The following is a 23,639-nucleotide window of genomic DNA, read 5'->3' on the forward strand; positions in this document are numbered from 1 at the left end:
AGATATAAATAAACTAATTGGCAAGTAAGACCGTATAATCGTTTTTTTATTTTCAAATAATTAAAATTAAACCTAAACTAATCTTAAGTTGATTTGTTTAAAGGCACTATTATCTAAGCGCTAAGATAAAAAATAAAAATTTTTAGCAATTGATTGAAAGATATTTTTACCTGTCTTGGTCTTTTGTGTACATCAACATATAAAAATAGAGAAACACGATTTGAAATACACGTATTTAGCTTTAACCCTCGCCCCCCTGTTAAATGTAGCATTAGCTGCTCAGGCTAATGAAACAACTAGCTCTGACCCCATTGAGCGAATTGAGGTGGCAGGTCAAGCGCTTAAATCTAAAAACCTCTCTATTAAAAACACCACAGTAAACGGCCCTTTTGGCGACAACCTGGCTTTACAAGACATAGCTCGCTCTGTGACGCCTATCTCTAAAGACTTAATTGAGCAATTAAATATAACAACATTGCACGATGTGCTCGCTGTAAGTCCTAATACATACGCGGCCAGTGGTTTTGGTGCACCAAGCTTACCGACGATCCGCGGCCAGTTAGGTGAGTTATTTCAAGATGGTACTCGACGTCAAGCAGGTAATAATGGTTTTGGTGTGCCGTTGTCGTTTAATGCGATAGAACAAATCGATGTGGTTAAAGGCGCACCACCTGTATTGTTTGGTTCAAGCCAACGTAACGGTGGCTTTGTAAACTTACACTCTAAAACAGCGTCAACTGATCAGCGCAAAGGCAATGTGAAGTTGTCTGCAGGCAGTTGGGATAAGTATAGTGCCCAAGTAGATTACAACGCACCGATTGTTGAGGATAAAATTGGCTTACGTGTTAGCTATGAACATATTGATCAGGGTAGTTATTATGACTATTCAGCCACACAAAGTGATAGCTTGTTTGCGGCATTAAAAATTTTACCGGATGATAAAAGCAGTTGGGACATTAACTTTGAACTGTACCAAACAGAATTTACCGATAACGCCGGTATAAACCGCCCTACCCAAGCGCTTATCGATCATAATCTTTACATTACTGGTCAAGGGTTACAAGCGAATGGCAGCACAGTGCCTAGCGCAGGCTCTATTATATCGCCTACAGGACAAGTCAAAATAGATACCAGCCGTGTGCTTACCGATCCTGATAATCTCAATCAAGCAACCACTTATTTAGTTCACAGTATTTATAAGCGCGCACTGTCTGATGTAATGTCGATTAAGAACATTAGTTACTTTCAACATTTGCAGCGCGAAGAAATAGCACAAAATAGTTTTGTTGAAATAATTGATGGTGCCGATACCGCACAAAACCGCACTGAACTTACGTATCAATGGAGCGATGAGCAGCAAACCTTATTTGCTGTTGATGTTCGTTATAATAAAGTATTGGGTTACAGCCAGTTTACTACTGAAGCCGACACACCTATTGATTTAACTGGCCCACTTTCAAACCGCCGCATTCCATTAACTGATACTCAAAAAGCACGTTTGGTAGAGCTACGTTCTGGTGTATATGTATCCCCTGGTGGTCAGTACGATATTAACAATGATGGCAGTGGTGATTTTAATTTATCAGATACGACAGACTCACGCTCATGGCAAACCGGCATTGCCATTCAACAAGACTCACAATGGACTGACAGCTTACGCACCAGTGCTGGCTATCGTGTTGATTACTATGATGTAGAAGCACGCGACCCCATTGCGCCTCAAGGTCAAATAGCGGCTAGTGATAGCATAAATGATACACTGCAATCAGCGCAGCTGAGCGTTAATTACTCAGTTAATGACGATTTAACCACTTATGCGGCAGCAAGTTATAACGAAGCCACCTCTAACAGCATGGCCGGCGGCAATACGTTAGGTGGTGACAATACAATTAGCGCACAAAATTTTGCTACGGAAAATACTTTAGTCGAGTTTGGCGTGAAATATGCGCCAACACAAAGCGACTGGTATGCAGATGCTGCTGTATTTAGCCAACGCCGCAGCTTACGTAATCGCGATGGTAGCAATACTGGCATTCGTACAACCGGATTCGAAAGCCAAGTATTTTACGACGCTTACCCTTACTGGGTAAGCGCAGGCTACAGTTACATTGATGCCCGTTATGATAACTCTGCGACAGGCCAAGACTCAGCTCAAATAGCCGATGCGTTTGATAATTCGCGTCCCGATATTATTGCGGGTAACAGCATTGGTGCACCAAGTTATACAGCTTTTGCTCCCTCAAACCGTCAAGTACAAGGGATCCCAGAGCAATCGTTAAGCTTAAACGCTAACTATACAATTACTTCTCAGTGGCAAGCTGGATTTTCTGCCCTGTATACTAAAAGCTACCCATTGGATTTTTTGGCTACCGTATACATTCGCGATCAGCACACCTTAAATGTTAATACCAGCTATGCGTTTACCTCAGCAACTAAATTGAGGCTTGATGTAAATAATATTACCGATCAGCAAAACTGGCGCCCTGTATTTGAAGGCGGTTATTTTGGCGCGACACTCGCGTTCCCAGAATTACCAATTAACGCTAAGCTCACGCTTACCCATAACTTTTAAACCGTTTGAGAGATAGCATGTTAAAAAAATTAAGTTTGTTATTACTGGCGGCGATAGGTGTCGGCTTATTCTTTTTTTATGACCTAAACCAGCTTCTTACCCTTGACGGGCTAAAAGGGTCAATGGCGCAATTTGATCAGTACAAAGCCCAATCACCGTTTTTGGTGATCGGAGGGTTCTTTTTACTTTATATATTAGTGACCGCGCTATCACTGCCCGGTGCAGCTATTTTAACGCTAGCCGCAGGTGCATTATTTGGTTTGGCGCAAGGTCTATTAGTTGCCTCGTTTGCCTCAAGCATTGGTGCTACGTTGGCATTTTTAGTGTCACGTTATTTATTGCGCGATACCATAAAAAAACGCTTTCCTGAACGTTTAGCCGCTATAGATACTGGGGTTGAAAAAGAAGGCGCATTTTACTTATTTACGCTGCGCTTAGTGCCTGTTTTTCCGTTCTTTTTAATTAATTTATTAATGGGTTTAACCGCTATTAAGTCATGGACTTTTTACTGGGTAAGCCAAGTAGGCATGCTGGCGGGTACCTTTGTATTTGTAAACGCAGGTACGCAACTTGCGCAAATAGAGAGCTTATCTGGCATTTTATCGCTGGATTTAATTTTATCGTTTGCGTTATTAGGGGTATTCCCGTTAATTGCAAAAAGCCTAATAAATGCAATAAAAAAACGTCGCGTATACAAAAATTACACTAAACCTAAAAAGTTTGACCGTAACATGATTGTTATTGGCGCAGGTGCTGGCGGCTTAGTGACAAGCTACATTGCAGCAGCAGTTAAAGCCAAAGTAACCCTAATTGAAGCCGGCGAAATGGGTGGCGACTGTTTAAACTACGGGTGTGTGCCAAGTAAAGCCGTTATTAAAAGCGCTAAAATTGCTGAGCAAATTCGCCACGGTGAACACTACGGCTTAGAAAACATGGCACCGCAGTTTTCGTTTAAAAAAGTAATGGCACGTGTACATAAAGTAATTGCCGACATCGCCCCGCACGATAGCGTTGAGCGCTACACAAACCTTGGTGTAGATGTTGTAAAAGGCTACGGTAAATTATTAGACCCGTGGACTGTAGAAATTAAACTTAACGATGGCGGCACGCAAACACTCACAGCCCGTACTATTGTTATTGCCACTGGTGCACGCCCATTTGTACCGCCATTACCTGGTATTGAAGAAACAGGCTATGTAACAAGCGATACATTATGGACTAAATTTGCTGAGCTTGAAGAAGCCCCTAAAAAGCTTGTTGTACTTGGCGGTGGTCCAATTGGGTGTGAACTTGCACAAAGTTTTGCACGCTTAGGCTCAAATGTTTCGCAAATTGAAATGGCTGAACGCATTATGATCAAAGAAGACTTAGAAGTGTCTACCTTTGCTCACGAAGCGCTGACAGAAAGTGGCGTAAACATTTTAACCTCGCATCAGGCACTACGCTGTGAAGCGCGCGACGGTAAAAAATTCATTGTGGTAAAACATAACGATACCGAAATCGATATTGAATACGATGAACTACTATGTGCTGTTGGCCGAAGCGCTCGCCTTAAAGGTTACGGCCTTGAAGAACTTGGCATAGAAACTAACCGCACTGTAGTTACTAACGAATACCTTGAAACGCTTTACCCTAACATTTTTGCCGCGGGCGATATTGTAGGCCCGTATCAGTTTACACACGTAGCTGCTCACCAGGGTTGGTACGCAGCAGTAAATGGCTTATTTGGTAATCTTAAAAAGTTTAAAGTAGATTACCGTGTCATTCCGTGGACCACATTTATTGACCCTGAAGTAGCACGTGTTGGCTTAAACGAGCAAGACGCTATTGATAAAGGCATAGATTATGAAATCACTCGCTTTGAATTTGAAGAGCTAGACCGCGCCATTACCGACAGCGCAACCAAAGGCTTTATAAAAGTAATTACCCCTAAAGGCAAAGACAAAATACTCGGTGTTACAGTGGTATCTGAGCACGCTGGCGATTTAATAGCTGAGTTTGTACTGGCAATGAAACACGGTTTAGGCCTTAACAAAATACTAGGTACAATTCATAGCTACCCTACGTGGGCTGAAGGTAACAAGTACGCAGCAGGCGAGTGGAAACGCGCTCATGCACCAGAAAAAGTACTTAACATGCTTGAAAAATACCACGCATGGCGCAGAGGCTAATATGTTTAAAACACCTTTAAAAGCGCTATTGTTAGGGTCAGCTTTGCTTGCAACATCGTTTGCAAGCAAAGCTGAAAACATGCACGATAGCTGGGATGCGTTATTAAACAATCATGTTGTAGCTATTAACCATGGTCACAGCACTGAGGTTGATTATGCAGCAATTAAAGCTAAGCACAGTGAGCTTAAAAGCTATTTAGATTCGTTATCGGCGGTTACGCAAAACGAGTTTGATATGTGGGAAAAACCAAAGCAACTTGCGTTTTTAATCAATGCGTATAATGCCTTTACTGTTGAGCTTATATTAACTAAGTACCCAGAACTTAAATCGATTAAAGATTTAGGCAGCTTTTTTAGCTCACCGTGGAGCAAAGAGTTTGTGCCATTACTTGGTAAAACGCGCAGCCTTGATGATATAGAGCATGGTTTAATACGTGGTAATGGTAAATATAACGACCCACGTATTCACTTTGCAGTAAATTGCGCAAGTATTGGCTGCCCTGCACTTCGTGAAGAAGCATACAATGCCACTGACTTAGAAAGCCAACTGCAAGAGCAAACGGTGCGTTTTTTATCAGATATGACTCGTAATATAGCGCAAGATAACACGCTAAGTGTGTCTTCAATATTTAAGTGGTACGGCGATGATTTTGAACAAGGCTTTAAAGGCGCCAATACGCTACAGCAGTTTTTTATGCAATACCCTAAAGCACTCAAGCTGACACCCGCTCAGCAAAAAGCACTTAAAAATAACAACATGAAAGTTAAGTTTTTAGACTACAACTGGGATTTAAATGCTCGCCAATAAATTTTGGCAAACATTATCGCGATACAGCTTATTCTGTGTCGCCTTTTGCATTTGCCTTGTTATTAGTTTTAAAAGCCTAGCAAGTACACAATTACAAAGCCGTTGGCAGCAAGTTGAAAAGTTAGGTAAAGACCAAAGCGTATATTTTTATGCATGGGGCGGCGATGCGCAAATAAATGCCTATATTCAGTGGGCGGCTGAGCAAGTAAAAGCTAAATATAACATTGAGTTAGTGCATGTAAAGCTTAGCGACACCAGCGAGGCCGTTAGCCGCGTACTCGCTGAAAAATCAGCAAACAATAACGATAAAGGCAGCGTAGATTTAATTTGGATAAACGGTGCTAACTTTGCCACCATGAGCGAGCACTCATTATTACTTAAACAATGGGCTAATAAGCTGCCTAACTTTAGCTATACCGACCCTAGCAATAACCCTGCGGTTAATTTTGATTTTGGAATACCCACTAATGGAATGGAAGCCCCTTGGGGTCAAGCATCGCTCACCTTTTACTACGACAGCTTAGCAATAGATGGCACTGCAAATAACACACTACCAACAACCCTAAACCAATTACTTAGCTGGAGCGCACAAAACCCAGGGCGCTTTAGTTACCCAAAGCCACCTGATTTTTTAGGAATGAGCTTTTTAAAATACGCGCTTGTTATGCTACATCAACAAAGCGATGACTCACTTAAAGCGCAGTTAAATCAGCTAGCTACTGCACAAAACACAGCTCAAATATTAAACCCGTTATGGAACTTTTTAAATAAGCTGCACCCAACACTTTGGCGCGGCGGTAAACACTTTATGCAAAGTGGTGCACAAATGCGCCGCTTAGTAGGCGACACCGAGCTAAGCATAGCGTTTACGTTTTCAGCGCCCGAAGTACCCGCCGCCGTTAAACGTTATGATTTACCAAAAAGTATTCGCAGTTATGCTATGCAAGATGGCAGTTTAAGTAACACCCACTTTGTAGCCATACCTTATAATGCAAGCCATGCACAAAGTGCGCAATTAGTGGCTAATTTTTTATTAAGTCCAAAGGCGCAAGCACATAAGCAAAAACCTTCAGTTTGGGGGGATAAAAGTGTATTGATTCAATCTACATTGAGCCAAAAGCAGCAAGCCTTGTTTAAAACGGTGGAACCGCATCCAAGCGCATTACCCTTAAATAGCATTAAACGCACGCTTAGCGAGCCACACCCAAGCTGGGTAAACGCTATTATGCAAGGTTGGCAAGCGCGTTTTGGAGTAAGCCAATGAGTGTTGTTTCTAATAAGTTAGCAGCGAGCTCAACACTTAAACCACACAAAAGCGCCGATATGTTTAGTAAATTAGTTAAATTAAGCCCACATTTTTTACTGGCATTGCTAATTTTACCGGTAATAGGTGGCCTAATCAGCGTGCTATTGCCCGCTTTTGGTTATGCACCAGTACTTGAGCATACAACACTTGGCCTACATGGCTTTACTATGCTTGTGCAAACACCCGGCCTAACACACATGGTTATGCTAAGTGTTAGCAGCGGATTAATAAGCACCTTACTTGCCTTTATCATTACGTTAATGATTTTAGCGGCATTTTTTAATAGCCCGTGGCTTAACCGTATTCAGCGTTTACTAAGTCCCATACTCGTAATCCCCCACGCAGCAGCCGCTATAGCCGTTGGTTTTTTAATTGCTCCTTCGGGTATGATCTCGCGTTTAGTATCGCCTTGGTTTAGTGGATGGGAACTTGCCCCTAACGGCATGTTTCCGCATGACGCGTTTGGTATAAGTATAATTTTAGGCTTAACCCTTAAAGAGCTACCTTTTTTACTGTTAATGGCGCTAGGTGTGCTTGCCCAACCTGAGCTTGGCAAAAAACTGCGCCAACAACATAAAGTAGCGCTTAATTTAGGCTACTGCCCTATGACTGCTTTTTTTAAAGTGATTCTGCCAAGCCTTTACCCATTGCTGCGCCTACCGATTTTAGCCGTATTGGCTTATGCCAGCGCAAGTGTAGAAATGCCACTTATTTTGGGGCCAAATACTCCACCCACATTGGCTGTAGCCATTATGCATTGGTTTAACGACGTAGATTTAAACCTGCGTATTAAAGCTTCTGCGGGGGCATTATTGCAGCTTGTACTTACTGGGGGTTTACTAGCTCTTTGGCTTGGCGGCGAAAAAACTATAAAAGCATTATTTAGTGATTTACTAACCAATGGCGAGCGAGAATATGGCGGTGTTTATTGGCAAAAAATAACGACCGCATTAACAGTATTTATAATTGGCTTTATTTTGCTCTCGTTAATTGGCTTAATTATGTGGTCGGTTGCCGGATTTTGGCGTTTTCCGGCGGCATTGCCCGATCAGCTCACGCTACTTCACTTTAAAAGTGCGCTAATGCAAATGCAAAGCCCGCTTTATAATACCCTTGCTATAGGGCTAGTTACTACGTTATTTGCCATTATTATTACCCTTTTGTGCTTAGAGTCAGAGCAGTTAAGTGCAAAACCCATGTCGCGCTTTACCAGCTTAATTATTTATTTACCGTTGCTTGTACCAAGTATTGCGTTTTTATTTGGCCTAGTGTGGCTGCAACAATTAGTAAATAACCAGGCCGCGTTTTTTAATGTGGTATTTACCCATTTATTGTTTGTACTGCCGTATGTGTTTTTATCGCTTGCGAGCAGTTATAGGCGATTAGACCCTCGTTTTGCTCATGTAGCAGCAAGCCTTGGCGCAACACCCTGCAAAGTGTTTTTACAAGTAAAATTACCCCAGTTATTTGCCCCTATTTTAATTGCGGCGGCACTTGGTTTGGCCATTAGCTTTGGCCAATATTTGCCTACACTTTTAGCCGGTGGCGGGCGCATAGCAACCATAACAACCGAAGCGGTCACCCTTGCTAATGGCGCAAGTAGGCGCACCAGTGCAGTGTATGCCATTATGCAAATGGCATTACCACTCATTGGCTTTATACTGGCGTGGGTTTTACCTAAGTACTTTTTTAAAAGCGCACATCGCTAACCCATAAATTAAAAGGTTTTTAATGCAGTCATCTTTAGAGATTAAAAATTGTGAGCTTTATCGTCAACACGAGCAATTACTAAGCTTAAACGAGCAGGTAAAAGGCGGCGAAATACTCACTATTATGGGGCCATCAGGCAGTGGTAAATCAAGCTTTTTAAATTGGCTTACGGGTACATTACCCAGTGGTTTTAGCGCAAACGGCGAAGTGTGGCTTAACGGTAAAAACATTAATAACTTACCCGCACATTTACGCCACATAGGCGTGCTTTATCAAGATGCGTTATTATTTTCGCATTTATCGGTAAGCGGTAACATTGCCTTTGCTATGCCTAAAGGCAATAAAAAACGGCGCCTTGAAAAAATAGAGCACGCCCTTGAACAGGTAGGATTAAAAGGCATGGCTAATCGCCACCCCGACAACCTCTCTGGTGGACAACAAGCCCGCGTTGCTTTATTGCGTATGCTATTAAGCGAGCCAAAAGCTATTTTACTTGATGAGCCCTTTAGCAAGCTCGACACCCAATTAAGAGTAGATACGCGCGAGCTAGTATTTAGCCAAATACGCGAGCATAAATTGCCCGCTATTATGGTAACCCACGATCATAGCGATGCAGAGGCCGCAAACGGCAAACTGATCACCTTAAATTTAGCCAAATAAACGCACAAAAAGTACAAGGCACCAAGCATGTTAGACAAATACATCACCCCAATAATAAAGCCACTGTTAACCCCCGTTGTAGCGTTAATGCACAAGCGCGGCATAACGCCCGACCAACTTACTGTGGCAGGCTTTTTAATAGGGCTATTAGCAGTGCCATTAATTGCGTATGAAATGTGGTACGCAGCGTTAACGGCTATTGCTTTAAATCGTATTTTAGATGGGCTAGATGGCGCATTGGCACGCCATGCAAATTTAAGTTCAAGCGCTGGCGGTTTTTTAGATATTACCCTCGATTTTTTATTTTACGCGGCAATTCCGCTTGGCTTTATTTTGGCAAACCCCGAGCAAAACGCCATTGCCGGGGCCGTATTACTGGCCACCTTTATAGGCACAGGCTCAAGCTTTTTAGCCTTTGCCATAGCCGCCGAAAAATTTAAGCTCGAAAAACCCCAGTTTAAATACAAAAGTTTTTACTATTTAAATGGTTTAACCGAAGGCACAGAAACCATAGCGCTATTTATTGCCTTTTGTATTTGGCCGCAGCACTTTGCCATAATGGCGAGTATTTTTGCCACTGCGTGCGCTATTACTATTTTTACACGTATACATGGAGGATATAACACGTTAAAACTCCAAGAAGCTGATGAGGTTACACAAGCCAATGAGTAATGAAATTTGGTGGCGTTTAGGGTTCTTTTTTAGCATTTTGGTTATTATGATGCTGCTAGAATCGCGTATGCCTGCGCGTAAATCGCCTATAAAAAGTAACACCCGATGGTTCGCTAATTTTGGACTGGTGTTTGCTTCATCACTAATTGCTCGCTTAAGTGTACCCATAGGCTTAACTGCCGTAGCGCTTTATAACCAAGAGCACGGTATCGGTTTATTTAATCAAATAGCCACACCAAGTAGTGTTGCTATTATTTTAAGCATGCTACTGCTTGATATACTTATATATTGGCAGCATAGGTTATTTCATAACGTGCCAATTTTGTGGCGTTTGCATCGTGTGCACCACGCCGATGCGCATGTAGATACCAGCACAGGTTTGCGTTTTCACCCTATCGAAATTGTACTCAGCATACTTATAAAATTGATTGCCGTTACCGCTTTGGGTGTACCTGCTATTGCAGTATTAATATTTGAAATTGCACTTAATGGATTAGCGCTATTTAACCACGCCAATATACGTTTACACAATGCAATAGAAAAACCACTTCGGCTTATCTTAATGACTCAAATACTGCATCGTATTCATCATAGCCAAAATCCCGAAGAAACAAATAGTAACTTTGGCTTTAGCGTAACTTGGTGGGATAGACTTTTTGGCAGCTACAAAACCAGCGCCACATTATCAGATAATAAACTAAACATCGGCTTAGCCCAATATCCCGACCCAAAACAAAACGCGTCCTTGTGGTATTTGTTAACGTTACCATTTAAAAAGTAGCAACTAGCCTAAACTAAGCAGAGAAATGGGCCTATTTCAGCTTAGTTTGTTACATTATCTAAGCTTTTGAGCTGCTACATTAACAAAAGCAGCTTATTTAAAGTAAACCAATTGTAAATTAAATAAACAAATTCTTGACCAAGTTTGAAATCCCCCATATCATTTGTAAGCGCTTACATTTATCACACACAAAAATGTAAGCGCTTACAAAATGACAAAATCAACAAATACACTATATTCTGACAATAATCAGTTGAACGGGGTTCAGTTATGAACATTGAAACAACACGCATTACTCGCCTTTTGGCTGCTATATCATTAGCGTCTTTGGCTGGCTGTGGCGGCGATGCTGCGACAACATCCAATTTTGAAAAAGTAGATCCTGCCCAGCCAGTTTCAGATTGGCAAATGGTTTGGAGTGATGAATTTGATGGCACAAGCATTGATACAAATAAGTGGAACTTTGAATTAAACTGCGCCGGCGGTGGTAATAACGAAAAACAATGTTACACCGACAGTGAACAAAATGCCTTTATTAAAGACGGTGCACTAAATATAGTCGCCCTACCTGCTGAAGAAGGTGCAGAAAAACCATACACGTCAGCCCGTTTAAATACCCGTTACAACGCTGACTTTACTTATGGTCGCTTTGAAATGCGTGCAAAACTACCGTCAGGTCAAGGTAGCTGGCCTGCATTTTGGATGATGCCAACCGACGAAGTATATGGCACTTGGCCGCGCTCTGGCGAAATTGATATTTTAGAAGCGGTAAATTTAAAAACAATCGCTGAAGATGGCACCGTTGAAGCAAATATTCATGGCACACTTCACTATGGTCGCGAGTGGCCAAATAACTCAAGCTCAGGCAAAGCTTATACTCTGCCTGAGGGAATGAATCCCGCAGATGACTTCCACACCTACGCTATTGAATGGCAAGAAGGCGAAATTCGCTGGTACGTAGATGGCTACTTATATGCCACACAACGTCGCTCTGAAGTTCGTTACAACTCTAAAGATGAGGCTGTTGGCCTTAAACATAAAGGCTGGTTTGCTGAATACTTTGAACAAGGTAATGGCGAACTTACCACTCACTGGGATAATGCCCCATTTGATAAAGATTTTTACCTTATTTTAAATAACGCCGTTGGTGGTGACTGGCCTGAAAATGTAAACAACTTAGGTGTTGACGCTGCAGCATTTGCAGAAGGTCAAAGCTTTGAGGTTGATTACGTACGGGTTTATCAATGCGCTGCAAATACTGACACAGGTAAAGGTTGTGAAACTGTGCGCCCAGGTTACGATAGCCTAGATGATGCACTTGTTGAAGGTAAAGCCCCTGTACCTACTCCACCAAGTGATGGCATTGCAAGAAACCTTGATATATTCAATGGCACATTAAACGCCAACTGGATCGCATGGGATTGTTGTGGTGGAACCACACCAGAAACTATAACCGATGCTGAAAAAGGTGACGCTATTAAGTTTAACATTAACGATAATAACGGTACTGTTTTAGGTTTTTCAACTCGTGGTGGTCACTTCCCAGATGATTTTACCGGCACCTCATCTCCATTTGACGCATCACTCCTTCTTGATCTAAATGGTCGATTAACTTTTGATATGAAAGTAGTAACGCCGCCAACATCTTCGACAACTTGGCTATTAAAAGCCGAAGCGGGTGATGGCGGACCTAATACAGGCGATGTAGCGCTTAGCGATAGTGTTGAAGGCGTAACACCGGTTACAGGCCAATGGCAAACCTATACATTTCCGCTTTCTCTACTACAAGAAAGAGGCTTAGATTTAAGTGCCATTGATGTATTAATGGTATTCCCAGCATGGCAAACTGGCGAAGGCGCTGAATATTTAATTACCAACGTGGCTATTGAGGGCGATGTAGGTGAATCACCATCAGTAGACTTATTTACAGATGGACAAAACTTAGATTGGCCGATGTGGGATTGTTGTGGCGGCTCTACTCCAACAGAAGTTATGGACGATGCAGAACACGGCTTAACCGCAGAATTCACTATTGGCGAAGCCCCCACTGTAATGGGCTTTAATACTCGTTCATCTGCTGGTGGTAGCGGTACTCCATTTGATGCAACCAGCATTTTAGAAAATGGTTTACTACAGTTTGATGTGAAAGTGATGTCAAACCCAAATAACCCAGATGCCACTTGGTTAATGAAAATAGAATCTAATGAGGGTGATACCGCGGTAGAATTACCATTAACAGATGCTGGCGATGCACCTATTGTAGGTGAGTGGAAAACTTACACCTTTACATTCGCTGACTTAGCGGGCGCAGGTTTAGATGTAAGTGCCATTGACGTAGTAATGATATTCCCAGCATGGGGCACAGGTGAAGGTGCGGTTTACCGTGTTGATAACGCTAAGATGTACGATCCTAGTGCATCAGCAGGCGATGAAATCACTATTTTCCAAAATACTGCCGCAGATATGTGGAGCATTTGGGACTGTTGTGGCGGCTCTACCCCAACAGAAGAAATTGACGATGCTGATCACGGTACTGTAGCTGAATTTGTTATTGGCTCTGCGCCAACGGTAATGGGCTTTTTAGCCGACGACGGTATCTCTTTCGATGCATCAGCAATACTAGCTAATGGCGTTGTGCAGTTTGAAATGAAAGTGGTAACCCCGCCAAATAATCCTGACGCTGTATGGACATTTAAAATTGAGTCAACAGGCGCAGCAACAGCGGTAGAGCTTCCTCTTTCACAAAGCGTTGAGGGGGAAGTACCCGTTAATGGCCAATGGCAAACCTACACATTTACATTACAGTCACTGTTTGCTGCCGGTTTAGACATTAGCGATATCAATGTACTTATGATGTTTCCAGCGTGGGGGACAGGTGAAGGCGCTGTTTACCGTATAGACAACGTGATTATCGCTAACCCGTAATCCCTAATTCAGTGGTAGGTAGTGAATTACAAGTACCTACTTACCGTAATAAATTAAGTAAAAGCAGAGCAATTATGAACACAAATAAGTTTAAAAAAAGCCCACTAGCGGCTTCTGTGTCACTTATCATCGCTGCAAGCACGCTGAATATCGCCCATGCAGCAGAACAAAATACTGTGGAACCTGAAATTGAAGTAATACAAGTTAAAGGTATTCGCGGTTCACTTATCCGCTCTATGGATATGAAACGCGATGCATCAGGGGTAGTCGATGCTATTTCTGCTGAAGAAATGGGTAAATTTCCTGATACTAACTTAGCAGAGTCACTGCAACGTATTACGGGTGTGTCGGTGAGTCGTGCAAACGGCGAAGGAAGCCAAATTACCGTACGTGGTTTTGGCCCTTCATTTAATTTGGTAACACTTAATGGTCGCCAAATGCCTGGAACGGGTAACTCACGTTCGTATAATCTGGAAAACATTGCCTCAGAAGGTGTTAGTGCCTTAGAAGTATTTAAAACTGCTCGTGCTGATGTGCCCAGTGGTGGCTTAGGTGCGACGGTTAACATTTCAACAACTCGACCTTTACAAAGACCTGGCCAGCATTTTTCGGCAACAGCTAAAGCTATTCATGATTCATCAAATGAAGCGGGTAGCGATGTAACTCCGGAAGTATCGGCTATTTATAGTAATACCTTTAGCGATGAAATGTTTGGTATTGGTTTTTCTTTTTCGCATCAAGAACGCGACTTTCAAAAGCAAAGCGCCAATATTCAAGGTTGGCAAGCAAATGTAGACCTACCTACTCTTGCTGAAGGTGATTTTATTGATCCACGCGCAGTAGATGCGCAAGGAAATCGTGTAGGTAATCACTTTTTTGCAAAAGACATGAACTACGCAATTGAAGATTTACAACGCGAGCGTACTAATGGGCAAATCACACTGCAATTTGCACCCACAGATAATTTTGTAGCAACCCTTGATTATACAGCAAGTGAGGCAACAACAGGCTCAGAAACCCTCGGCTGGGGTATTTGGAACGACTTTGGTAGCAACATTAATGGCTACGAGTTAGATGAAAATGGCACAGCTATTTATGCAGATATTAGTGGTAACGATGCATCATTTACCTCTAGTAAAAATACCACTGAAGTTAAGGCTCGTTCTATTGGCTTAAATTTAGATTGGCAAATTAATGAAACATGGCAAGTTGAGCTTGACTACCACGACTCTAAAAACGAGACAGATAACGGCGCAGACAAAGGTCTGGGTAGTGATGGGCAAGTTATTTTAGGTTCTGATCAGCTTGTAAATAAAATTTATGATTACCGCACTGGTGAAATTCCACATGCGCAAGTTAACTGGAAAAACGGTACTAGCGTATTAAGCCCTGGTGAAATTGATTCAAACTTTAGCCAGTTTATTCATTCACCTGGAGAATCAGATATTGAGCAGCTGCAATTACACACAACATGGATAAACGATAGTTTTGACATTGGTTTAATTGAAGTGAAGTTTGGTGGTTCGCGTACAGAACAAAATACCGGTGGTTATGAAGCATGGAGTGGCTTAGTTGGCGGCCCTGGTTTTAACCCTTCTTACACCGAGATATTCCCTGATGGTATGTTTACCCTTAATAACACTTCAGGACTATTAGACCAATTTGCTGGTGGTGGTAACAATTTACAACCTAACTATTATTATAGCTTTGATTTTGATGAAGCTGTAGCAAGACAAATGGCATACCTTACTGCTGATGTAACCGGTGGCGATGCCTATGCGCCTAATGCCTATCTTGATGGTATTGACAGTCAAAGCGCTGTTGAAGAAATTACCAACAGTATTTATGTTCAATCACGTTGGGAATTTGAAGTTAGCAATTACTACATAAAAGTAAATGCCGGCCTTCGTTATGAAGAAACCGATGTAAGTAGCTCTGTTCGTCAACGCGTTGAGCAACAAGTAAATTGGATAAGTGCTTCAGAGTGGATCACTCAATATGAAGCTGGCGGCGATGACAACTTCTTAGTTCAAGAAGGAAGTTACGATATTTTACTACCATCAATCGACCTAAGTGTTGACGTAACCGATGACTTAGTTGCTCGCGTATCATGGGGTAAAACTATGTCGCGCGCGCCATTGGGCGATTTAGCCGGTGGTCGTAGCCTTACAGGCAGCCCAAAACCGGGGGCACGAGTAGGTAGCCAAGGTAATACAGGATTATTGCCATTTGAATCAACAAACCTTGACCTATCATTAGAGTATTACTATTCAGAAGGCAGCTATGCATCAGTAGGTTACTTTAAAAAGGACGTTGATAACTTTATTCAAACCACCATTACTCCAACCACCATTGAAGGCTTACATGATATTTTAAATGGCCCACGCTATTTACAAGCGGTTAGTGATATTGAAGCTCGTGGTGATCAAGCAACAAGCGATGCTATTTTTGCACAAATGCTTGCTAATGGTGATGGCAATGCAAACGGCCAAATTGAACCAAATAGTAATGATCCACTTATTACTTGGAATATTAGCCAACCACAAAATACCGATAGTAAATCAGTCGATGGTTTTGAAGTAGCAGTACAACACTTAATTGGTGAGACAGGCTTTGGGGTCGGTGTAAATGCAACGTTTGTTGACGGCGATGTTGAATTTGATACAGACAGCCTAGACCAACAAGCTCCATTAACAGGGTTGAGTGATTCAGCTAACTTCCAAGCGTTTTACGAAAAAGAAGGTTTATCTGTAAAAGTAACTTACGCTTGGCGTGATGCATATTTAATTGGTGTAGGCCAAGCGCAAGGCTCTGCTGATGCACCACCACAATACGCCAAATCATATGGTCAATGGGATATGAGCGTAAATTATGACGTTAATGAAAATGTGACGGTATTCTTTGAAGGTATTAACCTTAATAATGAAACCGAGCAAGGGTATGGTCGTTACGAAGAGCAGTTCTTATTTGCTCGCCAGTATGGTCCACGCTACGCAATTGGCGCCCGTTATTCGTTTTAAACTAACCCCTAGTTAGAAAGTTAAGCCGCTTGTTACAACAAGCGGCTTTTTTTATAACAGTTTAATTTTTTCTAATAGCTTATCGGTTGTCCAATCAATATCGTTATAGGCAATATCAGGTTTGTAGTAATCGCCCTTTCCTCTTGCTCTATTAACATACACTTTATTAGGAACTATCACTTTACCTAAGCCTGAAGGTAAATCGGCTAAACGTACCTCCATATACAGCGAGTCTGCGCTACTGGGTGCACCAAACAACGTGGTATTTTCAAAAAGCTTAAACTTATCTAGCGCATCTAAACAAGCACTAGCGCATTGCGGCGGCACTATAACAAACACCTTAGTTTTAAAGTCACTCACTAACGGCTCTTCTGGTAGGTTATTTAGCGTATTAGTCTCTCGTTCTACATAAAATGGATCACCACTTTTAAGTGATAAAGCCATACCTGCTGCTATTTCTTTAATCAGTTCATGAAATTCAGGTTGATCTTTTACCACGTCAATTAACGATTTAACATAGTTGGTATTGTCTTTTGACGCTCTCCACCACACTTGTTCGTTTTGAGTAGTACCAGCTGTTTTTTGTTCTACTACTTTTTTGCCCCATAATTCTTTGGCTATTTGTGAGCTCCAATAAGATGAACCACCTTGGTTATGGCGCAAGTCTAATACCACGGCTTTTGCTGTAAGTAGCTTGCTACGTTGCTGTTTTATTTTTTCAAACACTTTTTTGTAGTCAGCTGTTTGTTTATCATTTACTGAAAAGCTAGGCATAGCAATCCACGCAATGTTTTTTTCAGGCCAGATTAAATCAATGGGAAGTTCATCACCATTGTAGGCATTTTCTAAATGCTTACTGACTGATTTAGGCCTTACAGACCAATTTAAAACCTGTTTATGGGTATTGCCATTGGGTTTAACAAACTCGCATTCTTTTAGGGGGACTAAAAATGGATTCCCTACATCCGTTAGTAACCGCCAACCTTGCTGCCACCAATGCCCTGGTTGAGCAACTTGCCCATGAAATGTAAACACTCTTTTGCGCATCAAAGCTTCAGTACTTTGCCCATCACATTGGCTTACAATATCCCCTTTTTTAATAGTGCTAATTTCACTGTAATACACTTTTAGCGCATCACCTCGCCATAAAGCACTAAAGCCGGGCCAGCGACGCGCAGGCCTGTCGATGCTTGAAAACGCACCAGCATGACCATCTTGTAACACCGTGCTAAAACGTGCAATTGCCGCTGCATGCGCCTGCGGCCCAATCGCTTGCTTAGACAGAGTAAGCGCCTCTGCTTTAGCTTGCTTTAATAACTCAGGAAAGGCTGGGTTGTTAACATCAAACATGCCAGGGTGATTTTTTGCCGATATGCTGTAAGCAGCTTCAATATCACGCTCAGTAACACTGCGCCATTGCTCTGGGGTTGTAGGAGTAAGCGATAATTCGGCCATGCTCAAGGTAGGCGTAATTAATAAAGCGCTCAATAAAGTACGGCTAACCATTTTTGTTTTTCTGTTCATGAAAATCCATTTTAAATTAAGTTATATAATTACTGTAAACTCATTTGGTGGAACTAAAAATATCTTAAATCCAATAAGTTTCAGCAATTTTTTACAGCAATAACTTAGCAACATTGAAAGCAGCTAGCAATGATTAACATTTAAAATGAACTGGCTTTAAATTAAGAGCAACAGCTTACTTAGCGATTTGTTCAATTTTGGTTTGTAATAGTGTTATGCGGGCGTTGAGTTTTCTAAAGCTATACTGTGAATAGCAAAAGTTTAAAAAGAAAGCAGCAAAACCTGAACAAGCAAGCCCTATCAATGGGCTGAAATAGAACATTAACAACAAAACAATAGCCACCATCACTAACGTAAGTCCCAAATAATGAGATACGCTAAATAACTTTCGGTTATTTTTTTCAAGCTGAACTATGTGAGAATCTATATCCATTAAAAATTTCCTTTTAACAAACCAACGTTAACTATCTTGAGCTTTAGGTAGCTACATAAGCAACATCTAAAGAAGTCCATTCATTCCATTGCGTCTTAGTTAATCGGTATAACTGTACGGCACGACCATGAAATTCATGATTGCTATAGTCTGTAAAGCCAATTTTCTTTGCTACTTTCAATGACGCAATATGCTCAGGTTCAATAATAACAACGACCGATTGATGAGTAGTTTGCGTAAACACATACTTTAAAACACCTTTAGCTGCTTCGCAGGCTAAGCCTTTATTCCAAAAATCGACCGCTAATCGATACCCTAAATTAGGCTCTTCGTTACCCGCGACGCTTTGTGGGGAAATACCACAAAATCCAATCAATAAATCGCTGTTTTTATCTATTAGTGCCCATGGGCCCAAACCATATGAATCGTAGCATTGTAAACACCACTTTATAAAATCACGAGTTGCAGCTTCATCGCACACACCACGAATTGAGTATTTCATCACTTCTTCGTCACTAAGAATTTTACTTAATGCCGGCACATCATCAATTGAAAACTGCCGAATAAGCAACCTTTGGGTTTCGCAAATTTTCACTCAAACCTCCTTGTAATTACAGCTAAAAACTTTCAAAAAACCAAGTAATTAAGGTAGGTCTCTCAGTTATTTAGTTCTTTTTATGTTCCGAATGCCACATAAGGTATCCAAATAATATGCCTACTAAAGGAAATATTATTAAAGATGAAATGATTCCATCAAAAAAACCTTGCTCACCTGTAAGGTGCATGATTAATTGAAATAAAATAGCTGTAGGAATTCCCCAGCCTAATGGGCCTCTTAGCAAAATAAAACGGAATTTAATAACGTTTATATTCATAAGTTTCCCTTGATTTAAAAGCCCAAATAATGAGCTAAAATCAACACAATGCTGATGTATTTCTTAGATTGACAAGCCTAACGTTTAAACAAATGATAGGCACTAGTGATTGTTTTAAATTAATGTTATTGAAAAAACACTTAACCAACTTAATTGAATACCATAAGAGATACGTTGGTAGGTACCAGGGTTGCTTTGTAGTTTTATTGCTTTAGCCATAGCAAACAGATAATAAACTGTGGCGATAACAGAAACAATTGAAAAAACACGAAAGTATAGAGAGATAACTTCTGTGGTTGGACTAATAGCTATTAATATTGGTGCTACAACCAGCGAAAGTAACATAATAAAACCAGCCCAAGAATGTACCTTGCAGTTAAAAGTTGGATGTTTAGTAAATGGGTCAGCATCCATAGGAAAATAACCCGCAACCCAGGTACCAATACCATGCACTATAACTAGCCAACCAGCAATATTAACCAATATAGAAACATTAGCCAATCGCGCCAAATACCAGCCAAAAAAGCAAAATAGAAAACCTAAAGGATAATTATTAATTAGTGGTGACAGTTTTTCAGTTGGGCTTCCTGTTGCACCTAATTCACTACAAAATTGTTTAGAATGACTGTAACCTTCATAAAACCGACTTGCTACATAAACACCAATGAATATCCATAATGTGGCTATTAACCCTGAATAAATCGCAATCGTTTCAAACATCACCATAATCCTTTTTGTGATTAATTCACTAAAGCCTTTTTAAACACAGAGGAGAAAATGAGCCGGCTTCGAGTGACGAGCTGTGAGCTTGTACAAACAGCCTGAAACCTAGTCTTAACAGTAGAACCTGTGACCTTTAACCTACTCTTTCAACGCAGCGTCTATTTACCCTCTTTGTGCATGATTCACTGAGGTTTTATTTCGCCTCATTAATAAATCATTTCTTTATCATTATAATTAACCACTAATCAAATGCTATCAGTATTAGTTTTAAAAAAACAAAGCGCTACAACAATGCAGCGCTTTCATTACTTATAGGTTGTTTATTTAAACTAAAACGCGTTATTAAAAGAAGCCAAGGGGATCTTCGCTGTAACTTACTAATAAGTTTTTAGTTTGTTGGTAATGATCGAGCGCGAGTTTGTGTGTTTCGCGGCCTATACCAGACTTTTTATAACCGCCAAACGCAGCGTGTGCTGGGTACATATGGTAACAGTTGGTCCATACGCGACCGGCTTCTATTTTGCGACCAAAGTGATAAGCGCGGTTCATATTACGGCTCCATACACCTGCGCCTAAACCAAATTCTGAGCCATTAGCCAATTCGAGCGCTTCGGCTTCGTCTTTAAAGGTCGACATTGAAATAACGGGGCCAAAAATTTCTTCTTGGAACACGCGCATATCGTTAGTTCCTTTTAATAAAGTAGGTTGAATGTAATAGCCACCATTTAGCTCATCGCTAAGTTGCTCAACATGACCGCCACTGAGTACTTCAGCACCTTCTTGTTTGCCAATATCTATGTAACTTAAAATTTTATCAAACTGTGCTTTAGAGGCTTGCGCACCTACCATGGTTTCGCTGTCTAGCGGGTTACCGCGTTTAATTTGCTTGGTACGTTTTAAAATGCGCTCTATAAATTGCTCATAAATATCTTCTTGGATAAACAAGCGTGATGGACAAGTACATACTTCACCTTGGTTAAAGTAGGCAAGAATGGCGCCCTCAATTGCTTTATCTAGGTATGAGTCGTCTTTTTCCATAACATCGCTAAAGAAAATATTAGGTGATTTTCCCCCAAGTTCTACCGTTGAAGGAATAATATTTTCAGCTGCGCATTTTAAAATATGTGAACCCACAGGGGTTGAGCCTGTAAAGGCAATTTTAGCTATACGCGTATTAGTTGCCAGTGCTTCACCGGCTTCTTTACCAAAACCATTTACTACGTTTAGCACGCCGCCGGGTAGTAAATCACCAATAATTTCCATTAACACTAATATTGATGCAGGTGTTTGCTCAGCAGGTTTAAGTACCACACAGTTACCAGCTGCTAGTGCCGGCGCTAGCTTCCATGCAGCCATTAAAATTGGAAAGTTCCACGGAATAATTTGCCCTACAACACCTAATGGTTCATGAAAATGATACGCCACCGTGGTTTCGTCTATTTCACCAATACTGCCATCTTGAGCACGCAAGCAACCGGCAAAGTAACGAAAGTGGTCCGCAGCAAGTGGAATATCAGCGGCGAGGGTTTCGCGAATGGCTTTACCGTTATCCCATGTTTCGGCCACTGCAAGTAGCTCTAGATTTTGTTCAATGCGATCGGCAATTTTTAATAAAATATTACTGCGCTCGGTCACTGAGGTTGTGCCCCACTGCGTTTTTACGGCATGCGCTTTATCAAGCGCCAAATTAATATCGTCTTTGTCAGAGCGGGGAATTTTACAAAACACTTTGCCATTTACAGGGCTAATATTCTCAAAGTATTGACCATTAACGGGTTCAACCCACTCGCCGCCAATATAGTTACCATACTGCTGTTTAAATGTGATGAGTGCGTCTGCTGTGCCTGGATTTGCGTAAATCATATGTGTGTTCTCTTGTTGTTGTTAGCTAAAAGTCTAAGCCGAAATACCAGCAACTTGTTAGAGTAATGTAGCTAGTTGCTTTATATTTAATCGGTATTGATTGACATTAGACTATTAAGCGCTTAAAAACTTGATTAGCAGTCCAAAAAAATTGTCTGTGAGTCCAAACGATTTAATCATTAAAAAGGCTGATTATGTATTCGTCGCAGTTAAATAAAAAACGCCAACAACTTGATGTACTTATTGAAAACAAAGTGAGCTTTGCTGCCGACAACAGCGAACTGAGTATTTATGATACTTATAAAAGTGCGCAAAAAGTGGCGCTGCATTCAAACGAATTATTATTTTGTGCCATGCTCAGTGGCAAAAAAATTATGCATGTTGAGAATAGTCAGTATCATAAAGCGTTTTTACCACACGAATCGTTTGTATTAGCGCCCGAGCAAGGGGTGCTGATTGATTTTCCTCAGGCAACTATCAACTCACCTACCACCTGTTTAGCGATTGAAATCAGCACCGATAAAATAACCAATGTGGCTAATGCACTTAATATGCAGCAAAACTTTGCTAGTGATGCCTTGTTTGAATACAGCCCTAATTTAGTGCATACCCAACATAATACGCAAACTCAGCAGTTATTAGAGCGAATGGTGCATTTATTTAGTGAGCAAGGCGCCGAGCGACACTACTTAATTGATTTATCGTTAAACGAATTGATCACCCGTTTATTACAACAACAAAGCCGTGATTTATTGCTGGCAAACTGTGACAAGCTACGCCTAAAAAGTAACGTGAGTGATGCACTACATTATATTGAAGAGCATTTAAGCGACACACTCGACATAGACACCTTGTGCAAAATAACTTGTATGAGTCGTAGTAAGTTTTACCAGCAATTTAAACTCGCTTTTGGCACAAGCCCTGCACTTTGGCAGCAACAACTTAGACTTAAAAAAGCCCGCACGCTTTTATTAGAAGGCCAAGCTATAAGTAAAGTGTGCTACGACCTTGGTTTTAATAACGCCAGTCATTTTAGCCGTTTATTTAAGCAAACCTTTGGGATTGCACCTAAACAGTGTCGGCATTAATAGCTAATGCTTTACTAAGTGGTTAAAAGCGCAGTCATATTTTAACAACCACACTATAATAGCTTGAAATACATAAACTTACACCTGCCAGCAACCACACTACGCCGTAGTTATGCCATAAGAAAGCGTTATTGTAAACTTTATGAGGGTTGTGCTTATCCACCAATAGCGTGCATTGCTTACCCTGCTTAAAACGCCACATCATATTTTCGTTATAATCAATTAGTATACTGCACACTTGATCATCAAAACGAAAACTCACTAGCATCGTTGGCTGATGTAAAAGCTCTGGCGCTGTTATTTGATTATTTGTCGCTGCTGTTATTTGTTCTATGTTACACACTCGCCAATGGCGTTTATTAACTTTACATTTTAACCAACGAACAAGTGGCAACAAGCCTATTAGTATAAATACAACCCCTAACCCTAGAAGTACCATACATTCACCTTCATTTTAATTAATTTTTTGGTAAACAAAATGAGTAAATAAATCACTCAACGTTGTATC

At 41.1% G+C, this 23,639-nt stretch carries 18 protein-coding genes; 11 read left to right on the forward strand and 7 right to left on the reverse strand.

Going from position 1 to position 23,639, the window contains the following annotated elements; genetic code table 11:
- Positions 1 to 220: 220 nt before the first annotated feature.
- The 10 genes from FLM54_RS15660 (at position 221) to FLM54_RS15705 (ending at position 16,625) form a co-directional block, all read left to right on the forward strand.
- Complete coding sequence (locus tag FLM54_RS15660; protein ID WP_178956889.1) at positions 221 to 2,572, forward strand: TonB-dependent siderophore receptor; 2,352 nt, start codon at positions 221 to 223, stop codon at positions 2,570 to 2,572.
- Between the two features lie 17 nt (positions 2,573 to 2,589).
- On the forward strand, positions 2,590 to 4,743 hold the full coding sequence (locus FLM54_RS15665; RefSeq protein WP_178956890.1) for an FAD-dependent oxidoreductase: 2,154 nt from the start codon (positions 2,590 to 2,592) through the stop codon (positions 4,741 to 4,743).
- Between the two features lies 1 nt (position 4,744).
- Entirely contained in the window at positions 4,745 to 5,551 is an 807-nt protein-coding gene (locus FLM54_RS15670; protein WP_178956891.1) for a DUF547 domain-containing protein, read from the forward strand.
- Entirely contained in the window at positions 5,538 to 6,815 is a 1,278-nt protein-coding gene (locus tag FLM54_RS15675; RefSeq protein WP_178956892.1) for an ABC transporter substrate-binding protein, read from the forward strand. The genes FLM54_RS15670 and FLM54_RS15675 overlap by 14 nt, the downstream gene beginning before the upstream one ends.
- A complete protein-coding gene (locus FLM54_RS15680) occupies positions 6,812 to 8,566 on the forward strand; it encodes an ABC transporter permease (RefSeq protein ID WP_178956893.1) in 1,755 nt (584 codons plus the stop codon). Before FLM54_RS15675 ends, FLM54_RS15680 begins: the two co-directional genes overlap by 4 nt.
- 22 nt (positions 8,567 to 8,588) lie before the next feature.
- Positions 8,589 to 9,227 (forward strand): ATP-binding cassette domain-containing protein, encoded by a 639-nt coding sequence (locus tag FLM54_RS15685; protein ID WP_178956894.1) that lies wholly within the window; start codon positions 8,589 to 8,591, stop codon positions 9,225 to 9,227.
- Between the two features lie 27 nt (positions 9,228 to 9,254).
- Positions 9,255 to 9,899, forward strand: a complete 645-nt coding sequence (locus FLM54_RS15690) for a CDP-alcohol phosphatidyltransferase family protein (protein WP_178956895.1) — start codon at positions 9,255 to 9,257, stop codon at positions 9,897 to 9,899.
- Complete coding sequence (locus FLM54_RS15695) at positions 9,892 to 10,680, forward strand: sterol desaturase family protein (RefSeq protein ID WP_178956896.1); 789 nt, start codon at positions 9,892 to 9,894, stop codon at positions 10,678 to 10,680. Before FLM54_RS15690 ends, FLM54_RS15695 begins: the two co-directional genes overlap by 8 nt.
- 270 nt (positions 10,681 to 10,950) lie before the next feature.
- Positions 10,951 to 13,605, forward strand: coding sequence for a glycoside hydrolase family 16 protein (locus FLM54_RS15700; protein WP_178956897.1), 2,655 nt, complete (start codon positions 10,951 to 10,953; stop codon positions 13,603 to 13,605).
- A 74-nt stretch (positions 13,606 to 13,679) separates the two neighbouring features.
- Positions 13,680 to 16,625, forward strand: a complete 2,946-nt coding sequence (locus FLM54_RS15705) for a TonB-dependent receptor (protein WP_178956898.1) — start codon at positions 13,680 to 13,682, stop codon at positions 16,623 to 16,625.
- 51 nt (positions 16,626 to 16,676) lie between these two features.
- Here the strand turns inward: FLM54_RS15705 and FLM54_RS15710 are convergent, their stop codons facing one another.
- From FLM54_RS15710 to FLM54_RS15735, 6 genes are all read right to left on the reverse strand, one after another.
- A complete protein-coding gene (locus tag FLM54_RS15710; RefSeq protein ID WP_178956899.1) occupies positions 16,677 to 18,149 on the reverse strand; it encodes a S41 family peptidase in 1,473 nt (490 codons plus the stop codon).
- A 175-nt stretch (positions 18,150 to 18,324) separates the two neighbouring features.
- On the reverse strand, positions 18,325 to 18,582 hold the full coding sequence (locus FLM54_RS15715) for a hypothetical protein (RefSeq protein WP_178956878.1): 258 nt from the start codon (positions 18,580 to 18,582) through the stop codon (positions 18,325 to 18,327).
- A gap of 43 nt (positions 18,583 to 18,625) precedes the next feature.
- A complete protein-coding gene (locus tag FLM54_RS15720; RefSeq protein ID WP_178956900.1) occupies positions 18,626 to 19,177 on the reverse strand; it encodes a GNAT family N-acetyltransferase in 552 nt (183 codons plus the stop codon).
- Between the two features lie 70 nt (positions 19,178 to 19,247).
- Positions 19,248 to 19,457 (reverse strand): hypothetical protein, encoded by a 210-nt coding sequence (locus FLM54_RS15725; protein ID WP_178956901.1) that lies wholly within the window; start codon positions 19,455 to 19,457, stop codon positions 19,248 to 19,250.
- Positions 19,458 to 19,571: 114 nt separating this feature from the next.
- Positions 19,572 to 20,177, reverse strand: coding sequence for a DUF998 domain-containing protein (locus FLM54_RS15730; protein WP_178956902.1), 606 nt, complete (start codon positions 20,175 to 20,177; stop codon positions 19,572 to 19,574).
- 345 nt (positions 20,178 to 20,522) lie between these two features.
- Entirely contained in the window at positions 20,523 to 22,043 is a 1,521-nt protein-coding gene (locus FLM54_RS15735; protein WP_178956903.1) for an aldehyde dehydrogenase family protein, read from the reverse strand.
- 194 nt (positions 22,044 to 22,237) lie between these two features.
- Here FLM54_RS15735 and FLM54_RS15740 point away from each other — a divergent pair, with 194 nt between their 5' ends.
- Entirely contained in the window at positions 22,238 to 23,131 is an 894-nt protein-coding gene (locus FLM54_RS15740) for an AraC family transcriptional regulator (protein WP_178956904.1), read from the forward strand.
- 34 nt (positions 23,132 to 23,165) lie between these two features.
- Here FLM54_RS15740 and FLM54_RS15745 read toward each other — a convergent pair whose 3' ends face one another.
- Complete coding sequence (locus tag FLM54_RS15745; RefSeq protein ID WP_178956905.1) at positions 23,166 to 23,570, reverse strand: hypothetical protein; 405 nt, start codon at positions 23,568 to 23,570, stop codon at positions 23,166 to 23,168.
- Between the last annotated feature and the right edge of the window lie 69 nt (positions 23,571 to 23,639).

It is taken from the genome of Pseudoalteromonas sp. Scap25 (genome assembly GCF_013394125.1).
GTDB lineage: Bacteria > Pseudomonadota > Gammaproteobacteria > Enterobacterales > Alteromonadaceae > Pseudoalteromonas.

Bases quoted from the DNA above. Each gene is read 5' to 3' on its own strand.
- FLM54_RS15665 (WP_178956890.1), top strand. From the start codon at position 2,590: ATGTTAAAAAAATTAAGTTTGTTATTACTGGCGGCGATAGGTGTCGGC.
- FLM54_RS15670 (WP_178956891.1), top strand. From the start codon at position 4,745: ATGTTTAAAACACCTTTAAAAGCGCTATTGTTAGGGTCAGCTTTGCTT.
- FLM54_RS15675 (WP_178956892.1), top strand. From the start codon at position 5,538: ATGCTCGCCAATAAATTTTGGCAAACATTATCGCGATACAGCTTATTC.
- FLM54_RS15680 (WP_178956893.1), top strand. From the start codon at position 6,812: ATGAGTGTTGTTTCTAATAAGTTAGCAGCGAGCTCAACACTTAAACCA.
- FLM54_RS15685 (WP_178956894.1), top strand. From the start codon at position 8,589: ATGCAGTCATCTTTAGAGATTAAAAATTGTGAGCTTTATCGTCAACAC.
- FLM54_RS15690 (WP_178956895.1), top strand. From the start codon at position 9,255: ATGTTAGACAAATACATCACCCCAATAATAAAGCCACTGTTAACCCCC.
- FLM54_RS15695 (WP_178956896.1), top strand. From the start codon at position 9,892: ATGAGTAATGAAATTTGGTGGCGTTTAGGGTTCTTTTTTAGCATTTTG.
- FLM54_RS15700 (WP_178956897.1), top strand. From the start codon at position 10,951: ATGAACATTGAAACAACACGCATTACTCGCCTTTTGGCTGCTATATCA.
- FLM54_RS15705 (WP_178956898.1), top strand. From the start codon at position 13,680: ATGAACACAAATAAGTTTAAAAAAAGCCCACTAGCGGCTTCTGTGTCA.
- FLM54_RS15710 (WP_178956899.1), bottom strand. From the start codon at position 18,149: ATGAACAGAAAAACAAAAATGGTTAGCCGTACTTTATTGAGCGCTTTA.
- FLM54_RS15715 (WP_178956878.1), bottom strand. From the start codon at position 18,582: ATGGATATAGATTCTCACATAGTTCAGCTTGAAAAAAATAACCGAAAG.
- FLM54_RS15725 (WP_178956901.1), bottom strand. From the start codon at position 19,457: ATGAATATAAACGTTATTAAATTCCGTTTTATTTTGCTAAGAGGCCCA.
- FLM54_RS15730 (WP_178956902.1), bottom strand. From the start codon at position 20,177: ATGTTTGAAACGATTGCGATTTATTCAGGGTTAATAGCCACATTATGG.
- FLM54_RS15735 (WP_178956903.1), bottom strand. From the start codon at position 22,043: ATGATTTACGCAAATCCAGGCACAGCAGACGCACTCATCACATTTAAA.
- FLM54_RS15740 (WP_178956904.1), top strand. From the start codon at position 22,238: ATGTATTCGTCGCAGTTAAATAAAAAACGCCAACAACTTGATGTACTT.
- FLM54_RS15745 (WP_178956905.1), bottom strand. From the start codon at position 23,570: ATGGTACTTCTAGGGTTAGGGGTTGTATTTATACTAATAGGCTTGTTG.